The 11,671-nt window shown below is 63.8% G+C and carries 12 protein-coding genes; 5 read left to right on the forward strand and 7 right to left on the reverse strand.

Annotated features, from left to right (window positions below):
- Window positions 1–54: 54 nt before the first annotated feature.
- From ACMGE0_RS20600 to ACMGE0_RS20610, 3 genes are all read right to left on the reverse strand, one after another.
- The gene (locus ACMGE0_RS20600) at window positions 55–354 is read right to left on the reverse strand and encodes a type II toxin-antitoxin system RelE/ParE family toxin (protein WP_436817746.1); all 300 of its coding nucleotides are present in this window, start codon (window positions 352–354) and stop codon (window positions 55–57) included.
- Window positions 344–589: a type II toxin-antitoxin system ParD family antitoxin gene (locus tag ACMGE0_RS20605; protein WP_436817747.1), complete on the reverse strand. Its 246-nt coding sequence runs from the start codon at window positions 587–589 to the stop codon at window positions 344–346. Before ACMGE0_RS20605 ends, ACMGE0_RS20600 begins: the two co-directional genes overlap by 11 nt.
- Window positions 590–653: 64 nt before the next feature.
- Window positions 654–1,112 (reverse strand): RrF2 family transcriptional regulator, encoded by a 459-nt coding sequence (locus tag ACMGE0_RS20610; RefSeq protein WP_436817748.1) that lies wholly within the window; start codon window positions 1,110–1,112, stop codon window positions 654–656.
- 329 nt (window positions 1,113–1,441) lie between these two features.
- On the opposite strand from ACMGE0_RS20610, the gene ACMGE0_RS20615 reads away from it, so the two are divergent.
- The 3 genes from ACMGE0_RS20615 (at window position 1,442) to cysN (ending at window position 4,786) form a co-directional block, all read left to right on the forward strand.
- Entirely contained in the window at window positions 1,442–2,248 is an 807-nt protein-coding gene (locus tag ACMGE0_RS20615) for a phosphoadenylyl-sulfate reductase (RefSeq protein ID WP_436817766.1), read from the forward strand.
- A gap of 65 nt (window positions 2,249–2,313) precedes the next feature.
- Window positions 2,314–3,267 carry a sulfate adenylyltransferase subunit CysD gene (cysD, locus tag ACMGE0_RS20620; RefSeq protein ID WP_436817749.1) on the forward strand — a complete coding sequence of 318 codons (954 nt, stop codon included), beginning with the start codon at window positions 2,314–2,316 and terminating at the stop codon, window positions 3,265–3,267.
- 1 nt (window position 3,268) lies between these two features.
- On the forward strand, window positions 3,269–4,786 hold the full coding sequence (cysN, locus tag ACMGE0_RS20625; protein WP_436817750.1) for a sulfate adenylyltransferase subunit CysN: 1,518 nt from the start codon (window positions 3,269–3,271) through the stop codon (window positions 4,784–4,786).
- A 48-nt stretch (window positions 4,787–4,834) separates the two neighbouring features.
- On the opposite strand, the gene ACMGE0_RS20630 is transcribed toward cysN, so the two are convergent.
- A complete protein-coding gene (locus ACMGE0_RS20630) occupies window positions 4,835–5,908 on the reverse strand; it encodes a LacI family DNA-binding transcriptional regulator (RefSeq protein ID WP_436817751.1) in 1,074 nt (357 codons plus the stop codon).
- A gap of 234 nt (window positions 5,909–6,142) precedes the next feature.
- On the reverse strand, window positions 6,143–8,080 hold the full coding sequence (locus ACMGE0_RS20635) for an FAD-binding monooxygenase (protein ID WP_436817752.1): 1,938 nt from the start codon (window positions 8,078–8,080) through the stop codon (window positions 6,143–6,145).
- 192 nt (window positions 8,081–8,272) lie between these two features.
- On the opposite strand from ACMGE0_RS20635, the gene ACMGE0_RS20640 reads away from it, so the two are divergent.
- Window positions 8,273–8,755 carry a MarR family winged helix-turn-helix transcriptional regulator gene (locus ACMGE0_RS20640; protein WP_436817753.1) on the forward strand — a complete coding sequence of 161 codons (483 nt, stop codon included), beginning with the start codon at window positions 8,273–8,275 and terminating at the stop codon, window positions 8,753–8,755.
- Window positions 8,756–8,837: 82 nt separating this feature from the next.
- Here the strand turns inward: ACMGE0_RS20640 and ACMGE0_RS20645 are convergent, their stop codons facing one another.
- Window positions 8,838–9,740, reverse strand: coding sequence for an SDR family oxidoreductase (locus tag ACMGE0_RS20645; protein ID WP_436817754.1), 903 nt, complete (start codon window positions 9,738–9,740; stop codon window positions 8,838–8,840).
- Between the two features lie 95 nt (window positions 9,741–9,835).
- Complete coding sequence (locus ACMGE0_RS20650) at window positions 9,836–10,576, reverse strand: SDR family oxidoreductase (protein ID WP_436817755.1); 741 nt, start codon at window positions 10,574–10,576, stop codon at window positions 9,836–9,838.
- 122 nt (window positions 10,577–10,698) lie between these two features.
- Between ACMGE0_RS20650 and ACMGE0_RS20655 the strand changes: the two genes are divergently transcribed.
- Entirely contained in the window at window positions 10,699–11,589 is an 891-nt protein-coding gene (locus ACMGE0_RS20655) for a LysR family transcriptional regulator (RefSeq protein WP_436817756.1), read from the forward strand.
- Window positions 11,590–11,671: the final 82 nt, after the last annotated feature.

Raw genomic sequence — 11,671 nt, forward strand, 5'->3', positions numbered from 1 at the left:
AAGCCCTGCGAAGTATCGCGGCACATACGGAATTCCGACAAAGCGGGCCGTATCCTAGAGATAGCGGCTAACATCCATACGCTGGTGAAGGATGCGGATTACATCGATCCCATTTTCGGCGAGCCGATAAAAAACGAAATGCGAACCGATCGAATATTTCAGATATCCTTCGCGGATATCAACACGGCGCCCAGTCCTTTCCCGGGAAGCCAGGTTTTCAAGGGTCGCGATTATTTCGCTATGATAGCGCTCAGCCTGTTCCCAGGACCAGATTTCGACGGTGTAGGACCAGATTTCTTCGAGGTCGGCCTCCGCAAGCGGAGAAAGTCTATATCCGCGAGCCTTACCGGCCATGCCGCTCTCGCATACGCTGGAGGAAAGCCTCGTTATCGAAGGGCTGCGGAGGACCGGATTCCTCTCCCGCCACCAAGGCATCCTGCAGGGCCTTCACCCGTGCCTCATGCTCCTCGAGCAGGCGCAAACCTGCCCGAACGACGTCGCTTGCCGAGCCGTAACGGCCGCTTTCGACCTGGCGATCGATGAAATCGGCGAAATGATCGCCGAGCGAAATGGATGTGTTGCGCGCCATAGCAGCCTCCTGTCCCGCGACTATACCAAAATTTGGTACATCGCCAAGACGAAGGATTGGCGCCTTACGCCGTCAGCAGTTCCCTGACCGGGGCCGCCTTGGGCTCTCCGGCGCCTTCGATCGCATCGGCGATCGTCGTGTTGAACAGAACGTTGCGGGTGGCGTCGGCGACGCGGGCGAAGACGTGGCGGATCTCGCAGAGATGCTCGCCGTCGCAATCCTCGCATCTGCGATAGGCGGTCTGGGAAAGGCAGGGGAGCGGCGCGATCGGCCCGTCGACGAGACGCAGCACTTCGCCGAAGGTGATGGCATCGGCCGGCTTCAGGAGAAGATATCCGCCCTGCTTGCCTCGGCGGCTGACGACGATGCCGGAGCGCTTCAGGTCGAGCAGGATCTGCTCCAGGAACTTTTTCGGAATGCTCTGCTGGACGGCGATCTCGGAGATCAGCATCGGTTCGGCGGGATCGGCCTGCGCGAGCGCGGCGAGCGCTCTCAGCGCATATTTCGCTTTCTGGGATATCATCACGCAACCATCGACAACAGCGCCGCCGCAAGACCGACCGGTCCTCACGGCGCCGCTCATTCAGCTTCGTTCGGGGCATCCACGGGTTCGCCGCAAAGGCGCTCAAGGGGTGCATGTCCGCAATCGGAAACCCTGCCTTGCGGGCATATATCCCGATTAGCTCAAATCATGAGAAATTACAAACCAATGCGGGTGTTTCCGGAGATAAAACCGGTCACTTTTGGTTAAGGCGGCAGGTTTTTTGTGTGAGGCCGGCTTTGGAGAGATATTTGCTCTTCATCTCCATGGGAAGAAACGGGTTTTTCTGTCCTTGCGGGCGCGAAACCGGGATAATCCAGCAATCGCTCACGAAAGAAGACATGATGACCCTTCATGACGACGCCGGCCAGGACCGTTCGGTACTGGCCGAAACTCTCGATGCAAAGCTCGAAAGCCTCGATCTTGCAGGCCGTCTGGCGCTGGCCGCCGAGCTCGGCCATGCCGTGTTCACCACCTCGCTCGGCATCGAGGACCAGGTGATCACCGCCGCGATCGGCACCCACCGCCTGCCGGTGGAAGTCTCGACGCTCGATACCGGCCGGCTGTTCAAGGAAACCGTCGACCTGATCGGCGAGACCGAGGAGCGCTACGACATCGCCATACGCCGCTTCGTACCGGAACAGGACGACGTGGACGCCTATGCGGCGAAATACGGCATCAACGGCTTCTACGACAGCGTCGAGGCCCGTCACGCCTGCTGTCATGTGCGCAAACTGAAGCCGCTCGCCAAGGCGCTCGCCGGCGCCGACGTGTGGATCACCGGCCTTCGCCGCGGCCAATCGGGCAACCGCGCCTCGACGCCGTTTGCCGAATACGATGCCGAGCGCAACCTCATCAAGATCAACCCGCTCGCCGATTGGGACATCGAGGCGATCCGCGCTCACGTGGCGGCGGAAGCGATCCCGGTCAACCCGCTGCATGCGCGCGGCTATCCCTCGATCGGCTGCGAGCCCTGTACGCGCGCCATCAAGCCCGGCGAGCCCGAGCGCGCCGGCCGATGGTGGTGGGAAAACGACGAGAAGCGCGAATGCGGCCTGCACGTTCCGGACAGCCATGTGCCGGAAAGCGCCGCTCAACCCGTCGCCCGAGCCAGCTAAACCGGCCGGCTAAGCAGGCCAGCTAACCTTTTGTGTTTGTTACAGTCGAATACCCGGAGACCGAAATGCCCCTGTCCGTACAGGAAACGGAAATCAAGAACCCGCCCGTTTCCAGACCGCCGCTCGATCCCCATCTGAAAGCCCTCGAAAACGAAGCGATCCATATCTTTCGCGAAGTGGCGGCAGAGTTCGAAAAGCCGGTGATGCTCTACTCGATCGGCAAGGACTCTTCAGTCCTCCTGCATCTCGCCCGCAAGGCCTTCCATCCCGGCCGCGTCCCCTTCCCGCTTCTGCATGTCGACACGACCTGGAAGTTCCGCGAGATGATCGAGTTCCGCGACGCGATCGCAGAGAAATACGATCTCGACCTCGTGGTCCACACCAATGCGCGCGGCAAGGCGGAGAACATCACGCCCTTCACCCACGGCTCGGCCTTCTATACCGACGTCATGAAGACCGAGGCGCTGCGCCAGGCGCTCGACGCCGGCGGCTACGACGCGGCCTTCGGCGGCGCACGGCGCGACGAGGAGGCCTCGCGGGCCAAGGAGCGCATTTATTCCTTCCGTACGCCGGACCACAAATGGGACCCGCGCAACCAGCGGCCGGAACTCTGGAACATCTATAACGGCATGATCAAAAAGGGCGAAAGCGTGCGCGCCTTCCCGCTCTCCAACTGGACGGAGGTGGACATCTGGCGCTATATTCAGGCCGAAGACATCCCCCTCGTGCCGCTCTACTACGCCGCCGAACGCCCCTATGTGGAGCGCGACGGCATGATGATCCTTGCCGAGGATCCGCGCCTTGAACTGCTTCCCGGCGAAAAGGTGCAGCACGGCATGATCCGTTTCCGCACGCTCGGCTGCTTCCCCCTGACCGGGGCGATCCGCTCCAGCGCCACCACGCTGGAAGAGGTAATCGCCGAACTCGAGATCGCCACCGTCTCCGAACGCCAGGGCCGCGCGATCGACCGCGACCAGTCCGGCTCGATGGAAAAGAAGAAGCGCGAAGGGTATTTCTGAGATGACCGCCACAGCAACCCCGACATCTACATCTTCCGGCACATCCCCCGGCGCGACCATCCTGCCCTTCGCCGAATCCGCCGCCAAGGCGCATCGCGACACGCGGCCGCTCAGGCTCATCACCTGCGGCTCGGTCGACGACGGCAAATCGACGCTGATCGGCCGCCTGCTCTGGGACACCAAGGCGGTGAAGGAAGACCAGGCCGCGACGCTGCAGCGCGATTCGAGCGGCAAGCAGAACGATCTCGGCCTGCCGGATTTCGCCCTGCTGCTCGACGGCCTGCAGGCCGAGCGCGAACAGGGCATCACGATCGACGTCGCTTACCGCTATTTCTCGACCGACCGGCGCTCCTTCATCGTCGCCGACACGCCCGGCCACGAGCAATATACCCGCAACATGGCGACCGGCGCCTCGACGGCCGACCTCGCCGTGCTTCTGGCCGATGCCCGCGCCGGGCTGCTGGAACAGACCCGCCGGCACGCGACGATCGCGGCGCTGATGGGCATCCGCCAGTTCGTGCTGGCGGTCAACAAGATCGACCTCGTCAATTACGACAAGGCCGTCTTCGAGAAAATCTCCCATGACTTCCGGGAATTCGCCCTGTCGCTCGGCGTGCGCCAGATCACCGCGATCCCGATGTCGGCGCTGAAGGGCGAGAACGTCGTCTATGCGGCTTCGGGGGCAATGCCCTGGTACGAAGGTCCGACGCTGATCGATGCGCTGGAGCTTGCGACCGTGCGTTCCACCCAGGCCGGCGGCTTCCGCCTGCCGGTGCAGCGCGTCTCCCGCCCCGGCGAGAGCTTCCGCGGCTACCAGGGCACAGTCTCCGGCGGATCGATCAAGCCGGGCGACAGCGTCGCGATCCTTCCTTCCGGCACGGTCGCGAACGTCAAGCAGATCGTCACCTTCGACCTCGTGCGCAACGCCGCGGTCGCGGGCGACGCGATCACGCTCGTGCTCGACCGGCAGGTGGACGTTTCGCGCGGCGACATGATCGTCTCGATCGACGGCCCGCCGATGACCGGGCTTGATTTCGACGCCCAGCTCGTCTCGCTGCAGCCGGGCGGCATCGAACCGGGCAAGCGCTACTGGCTGAAGAGCGGCTCCCGCCGCCAGCGCGTCACCGTCGAACCGATCTGGCAGCTCGAACTTGCCACCGGCGCATGGCAGCCGCACGCCTCGACGCTGCAGATGAATGCGATCGGCAAGGTGCGGCTTTCCTTCGAGGAGACGGCGATCTTCGATGCCTACGAGCAGAACCGCTCGACCGGCGCCTTCATCCTGATCGATCCCGATACGCTGAACACCGTGGCGGGCGGCATGATCACCGCCAAGCGCGGCGAAACCGGCGGCATCCATCGGGAAGGCCAACGGGTGCTCCTGTCGCTGCCGGCCGATCTTGCCGAACAGATCATGGCAAGCGAACTCTTCGCCAGCCGCCGCGACGAGACGGAAATCCGCCGCATGACCGCCAAACAGGCCGCGGAAATATTCTCCAACGCAGCGAGCGACATCTAGCATTCGGCATGCAGGATGAAGAAAGGGGGCCGAAAGGCCCCTTTCGCTTCACATCCCCGCCGTCAGGGTCTCTTCCGCCATCTCCCGGTGAAGCGTGCAGGGAGCCCTCGTCGAGCCACGCCGGATCAGCTCGAAGGGCAGGTCAACGACGCCGTCCGCTCCGTCGATGCCGGCGCGCGCACGGACGAGCAGATCGGCAGCTTGATAACCCATTTCGAAAGCCGGCACCCGGACCGTCGTCAGCGGCGGCTCCGTATGGGCGGAATACGGCAGGTCGTCGTAACCGCAGATCCCGAGATCCTCGGGCACACGCAGTCCGAGCCTGCGGCTCTCGAAAAGGGCGCCGAGAGCGATATCGTCGTCCTGGCAGAACACCGCATCGACCCCCGCGACGCCGTCCACCAGCCTGCGCAGAAGCCGGCAGCCGAGCTCGACGCTCGCCGGCGCGTGGTCGCAGACCACGAGCGCGGGGTCGTAGAGGCCGGCTTCCTGCATCGCCGCGCTGTAACCTTGCCGTCGCCTTTGGCTCCGGATATCGGCATAGGCGCCCAGCAGACCGATCCGCCTGTACCCGCAGGCGAGGAGATGGCGCGTCGCCGCGGCGGCGGCTTCGAAATTGTCGACACCGACCGCCATGCCTACCGGCCGCAGGGCGGGATCGATGACATGCACCACGGGGCATGCGCCCGACTTCAAAAGATCGGCCGTTTTTTCGGGCGTATCGAGGCCCGCAAAGATGATGCCGGCCGGATATTGCGACAGGAAAAGCCTGATGATCCGCCGCTCCTCTTCGGGATCATTGCGGCAATTGGCATATTGAATGCGGAAATCCGTGGTCAGCGTGCGGGCCTCGATGCCGCGCACGAAGCTTAGCGTGCCCTGATGGGTGAGCGCCGGGACCAGGACGCAGATGGTGCCGTTCCGCCGGCTTGCCAGGGCCCGCGCCGCCAGATCGGGCATATAGCCCATCTCCTCCACCAGATTGAGGATCTTTTCACGAAGCGCTTCGGAGACCTTTTCCGGCTCTCGCAGGGCGCGGGAAACCGTAATGGCACTGACCCCGAGCGCATTTGCGACATCAAGCAGCGTTACCCGCTCAGACTTGGAATTTTTATGCGGCATGCCCGTTGCGGCCATCCTTCTTCGGCTGCCCCGCTGCAGGCCGCTTCCGGGAGCATGGGAGTCTCAACAAAGTTACACGTTTCGGTTGCCATCATGCATGGAAGCCACGGCCGCACCTAGTGCAATTTTGGCCCCGCAAAAGTGTGGGGGTTGCTCAGTAAGGCCGATCTAACGCAAGAGAATCGATCTTCCTTGCGAGTCCTTCATCGAATGCCGCGACCGCCGCCTTGCCGTTCAGGCCCTTGGCAGCATGAAACCGTCGAAGAAGGCCGCGAGTTCCGCATGCGCATCGAGCGGGAGAATATGGGCGACATACTGGTCCGGCCGCACCACGACCATGCAGCCCCGCTCCCGGTCGATGCCGCGCATGTCGAAAATGTCCCTGCCGCTCCTGAGGTCGGGGCAGAACATCTTTTCGTAGTCGCGGAGCCCCAGGCTCCCCTTCGCGGGCAGAAGCAGGGCCGGCATGGCTTCCACGGCAAGCTCGCGATGGGCCTGCTGGAAGATCGCCCGGAGATCGATCACAGAATCGACATCCTCGCCTGCCGGCGTGTATTTGCGGACCGGCGACATGGGAGAATCCGCAAGAAAATCGCACAAGGCCCGCAGGCGCGAGGATGGTGCAGCACGGTCTCCAGCGCCAGCGAAGGCGTAGATGCGCCAGCGGCCGTCCGCCTTTGCCGCATGACCGAGCTCGACCGGCTTGGCATCGCCCAGGCGGATGACCGGGGCGGAGTGGAAGCGCATGCCGATCATCAGCCCCTTCGCCAGATGCTGATGGGTCGCCTCGCCGGTGAGAACCGACGGACGGTAGCGGGTCGCCGTTCCTGCGGTGTAACGCCCGGACCTGACGAAATAGTCCTGGACCTCCGCTGGATCGACGCCTTCCGCATTGGTGGCGGATTTCAGCGGCGCGCTCAGCATCTTTGCCCATTCGCGGTCGAAATCGATCAACTCCCTGGCAATCGCCTGGCGCTCCGCCGAGTAGCTGTGCAGGAGCTCCGGCGGGCACCGCCCCTGGAGAACAGCAGCCATCTTCCACCCAAGGTTGAAACTATCCTGCATCGAAACGTTCATGCCCTGCCCGGCCTTGGGGCTGTGCGTATGGCAGGCATCGCCGGCGATGAAGACATGCGGCAGGCGCGTCCGGACCTCGTCCTCCGGCACGTCGTCGAACTTGTCGCAAAGCCGCTGCCCGATCTCGTAGACCGACCACCAGGCGACCTCCTTCACGTCCAGCGTATAGGGTTTGAGGATCCGCTGCGCCGCGGCGATCAGGTGGTCGACGGTGATGTTCCTGCTCGCCACGCGCTCGTTTGCGGCAAGCTTGTCGAGCTCGACATAGATGCGGACGAGATAGCCGCCTTCGCGCGGGATGAGGACGATGCTGCCTTCTCCGGCGGATTGGATCAGCGCCTTGAGGCGGATATCGGGGAAATCGGTGACGGCGAGCACATCCATGACGCCCCAGGCCTGGTTGGCGGAATCTCCCTTGAGTTCCCGGCCCAGAGACTTGCGCACCACGCTGCGGGCGCCGTCGCAACCGACGACGTAGCGGGCTTTCACCGTCTCCACCTGCCCTTCGTGCGAAGGATCGAGCCGTTCGAACCGGACGGTGACCGGATAGGCGGGGGCCGTGCCGCCGGAAACGCCTGGGTCGATCTCGAGGTCGATCAGGCGCCGGGCATAGTGGGGTTCCAGCCGGTTCGGCGAGCGGCGCATGACGTCGAGATAGAAATCATGGACGCGCGCCTGATTGAGGATGACATGCGGCATTTCGGAGAGCCCGTCCTCGACATCCTGTATCCGGCCGTGGCGGACGATGTTTTCCCGGTTGCGATCGTCAGGTTTCCAGAACGACGTCTCGTTGACCCAGTAGGATTCCTTCAGCACGCGCTCGGAAAAACCGAAGGCTTCGAACATTTCGAGCGTGCGGCAGGCAATGCCGTCGGCCTGTCCCAATTGCAGCGGGCCATCCTTCTGATCGACGATGCAGGTTCTGACATCGGAAAAAGCGGAGAGCTGCGCCGCAAGCGTCAGGCCGGCCGGCCCGCAGCCGACGATCAGCACGTCGATTTCCTGGGGAAGAGAGTCGGAGCGGAATGCCGCCTGCCCGGATGGCTCGGACACGCCCGGATCGCCCGTCCGGAACCCGTTCAGATGAAATTGCATGGGACTGCCTCCTCCGCGTGTCTCCAACGGGCATCCGGACCGCGCCGGTTCCAGAGCCTGGCGTATCGACGGCCGGGCCACCCCGTGATTTAAGTCGATGCGACGATGCCTGTAGACAAGCCGCCGCAATAATTGATCAGTACACTGATTATCAGTATACTGTCAAGATCGCGTTCAACGGTGGAGAGATCGGTGAAGGACAACAACGACATGCCCGGGCATCTGGCCCGCCGCTTCCAGCAGATTGCCGTCGCGGTCTTCCATGCCGAAGTCGAGGAGGCGGGCTATGACCTGACGCCCGTCCAATACGCCGCACTCGCCGCGATCAGCACCAATCCGGGGATCGACCAGATCACGCTTGCCGGGTTGATCGCCTATGACCGGACGACGATCACCGGCGTGGTGGACCGGCTGGCGCAGAAGGGATTGCTGGTGCGCAATCCGAGCAGCAGGGACAGGCGCGCCCGCGAGCTGCAGATCACCGATGCGGGACGGCAGACCCTTGCCGGCATCACGCCGGCGGTGGAGGCGGCGCAGAAAAGCATGGTGCGGGGCCTGACGGCAGACGAGACGGAGGAACTGATGCGGCTCCTGCGCAAGGCGATCGCCGCCGGCAACGAACTCAGCCGGGCGCCGCTGCGGGAGGCTCCGGCGGAGGCGGCCAAAGACAAATAGGCCGCCCGATCGGCTCCGATCGGACTTCCAGGCGGCCTGCACTGAACGAGGCCGGTCGATCCGAGCCGCGCCATGAAAATGATCAGCCGATGACCGTCGGCTTCAACAGGTCTTCGAGGCCGATGCGGCGGAACAGTTCGGCCCGGACTCGGTCGGCGACGCCGTTGACGATTTCCGCGCCGTCCTCCGACGGATCGATATGGATCCGGAAGGGCCGCCTGCCGAACGGCTTGCCGACGACATCGACGATGGCGACGGCGACTTCGGCGGCATCCGCATCGGCCGGTTCCAGCGAAGCAAGCCCCTGCAGCGCCTGTTCCGGCACGCCCTTGTACGGACCGTCATTGTATTCGGCGGCGCGCAGGGTATCGGCCGGCGAGCCGGAATGGGCGAAGTGGTTGGTGCCCTTGGTGAAGGCGCCGGGAACAATGATCGACGTCTCGATGCCCCAGCGCGTCAGCTCGCTGGCATAGGAGACGGCGAGCGAATCCATCGCGGCCTTGGCGGCGAAATAGGGCGAGAGATAGGGCGGCGTGCCGCCGCGGGTGCTGGAGGAGGAAACCCACACCACGAGGCCTCTCCCCGCCTTGCGCATGTGCGGCAGGACCGCACGGTTGACGCGCTGGGTGGAGAGCACGTTGATATCGTAGAGTTCGGCGAACTGTTCCGGCGTGAATGCTTCGGCCGGGCCGAAGGACATATGGCCGGCATTGTGGACGATGACGTCGATGCGGCCTTCCTCGGCGATGACCTTGGCGATGCCGGCTTCGACGGAGGCGTCGTTCGCGACATCCAGTTCGACGGTGCGCAGATCGGCGCCGTTTTCCTTGGCAAAGGCGGCGGCATCGGCGACGGCCTTGGCGTTGCGGGTCTCGGTGGCGCGGATGCCGGCATAGACGGTATGGCCGGCCCTGGCGAGTGCGCGGGCGGTGAGCGCGCCGAAGCCGCTCGATGCGCCGGTGATGACGATGACTTGCTTGCTCATGATCGTGATCCTTCTGCGTACGGGTTCTGGGGGATGTAAGTGACCTTGAGACGGCGACCTTGGTCGCCGCCGAACTTGTTTCGAACAGGCTGGGTTCAGATGACGCCGCCGTTGGCGCGCAGCGTCTGGCCGTTGATCCAGCCGCCGTCCGGGCCGGCGAGGAAGGCAACGGCGGCGGCGATGTCTTCCGGCGTGCCGAGACGTTCCAGCGGGTTCATCTTCGCCATGCGCTCGATCAGCTCGTCCGACTTGCCGTTCAGGAAGAGGTCGGTGGCTGTCGGCCCGGGGGCGACCGCGTTGACCGTGATGCTGCGGCCGCGCATTTCCTTGGCCATGATCGCCGTCAGGGTTTCGACGGCGGCCTTGGTCGCGGCATAGACGCCGTAGGTTTCCAGTTTCAGGCCGACGACGGTGGTCGAGAAATTGACGACGCGGCCGCCGTTGCGCAGGCGCTTCGCAGCCTCGCGGAGCGTGTTGAAGGTACCCTTGAGGTTGACGGCGACCTGGCGGTCGAAATTGGTGTCGTCGGCATTGGCAAGCGGCGACAGCATCATGATGCCGGCATTGTTGACAAGCACATCGACGCCGCCGAATGCCGTTTCGGCGCTGTCGAACATGCGGCGGACGGCATCCGCATCGGCAACGTCGGCTTGAGCGATGACGGCCTTGCCGCCCGCCCCTTCGATCTTGCGGGCGACCTCTTCGGCCGCGGCGGCATTGCCGGCATAGTTGACGACGACGGTGAAGCCGTCCCCGCCGAGACGCTCGGCGATCGCGGCGCCGATGCCGCGGGAAGCGCCGGTCACAATCGCGACCTTATTCTGATTGGCAGACATTTTCTTCTCCTTCGGTTCTCCGCGCCGCAGCGCGTTTTCGATGAGGAGAAGATGGCGCTTTCCGATCTGCGGATAATCAGGCATATTTCGCCATCACTATCCGAAGATCTCGAACAAAACTCATGGACCGATTTGACGCCATGCATGTCTTCACCCGCGTCGTCGAGCGCCGCAGCTTTACGCTGGCGGCCGAGGATACGGGTCTGCCACGCTCGACGGTGAGCGATGCGGTGAAGGAACTGGAAGCCCGCCTCGGTGTGCGCCTGCTGCTTCGGACCACGCGGCATGTCAGCCCGACACTCGATGGCGAGGCCTATTACCAGCGGTGCCTTGCGATCCTCGCCGACATCGAAGATGCCGAGGGCGCCTTTGCCGGCGTCAAGCCGAAGGGGCTGCTGCGGGTGGACGTGCACGGCACGCTCGCCAGGCATTTCGTGCTGCCGAACCTGCCCTCCTTCCTCGAAACCTATCCGGAGATCGAATTCTACATGAGCGAGGGGGACCGGCTGGTCGATCTCGTCCGCGAAGGCATCGACTGCGTGCTGCGGGTCGGCACGCCGCAGGACAGCGACCTGGTCGCCCGGCGCGTCGCCATGCTGGACGAGGTGACGCTCGCTTCACCCGCCTATATCGAAAAATTCGGCCTGCCCGAGCATCCGGAGAAACTCGACGGCCACCGGATGGTCGGCTTCCGCGCCACCGGCAGCATCGCCGCCCTTCCGCTGGAATTCACGGTGGACGGGACGGTGCGCAACATCACTATACCCGCAACCGTGACCGTCAACGCGGCGGAAAGCTACATCTCCACCGCGCGGCTGGGGCTCGGCCTGATCCAGATCCCCCGCTATCACGCAACGCACGATCTCTCGGCCGGTACTCTGATCGAGGTGCTTTCCGCCTTCCCTCCAACCAAAACGCCGGTCTCGCTGCTCTATCCGCGCAACCGGCAGCTCTCGCCGCGCGTGCGCGTCTTCATCGACTGGCTGGCGAGGATATTCGCCGAAAGCGCGTGAGCGGCTAGAGCGTTTATGATTTTGTTTGAATCGCGGATTCCCTTTTGATGTCGAATGTGATTCAAGATGCAGGCTGAGAGGA

The organism is Neorhizobium descurainiae, from assembly GCF_051400715.1.
In the GTDB taxonomy this organism is placed as follows: Bacteria; Pseudomonadota; Alphaproteobacteria; order Rhizobiales; family Rhizobiaceae; genus Neorhizobium.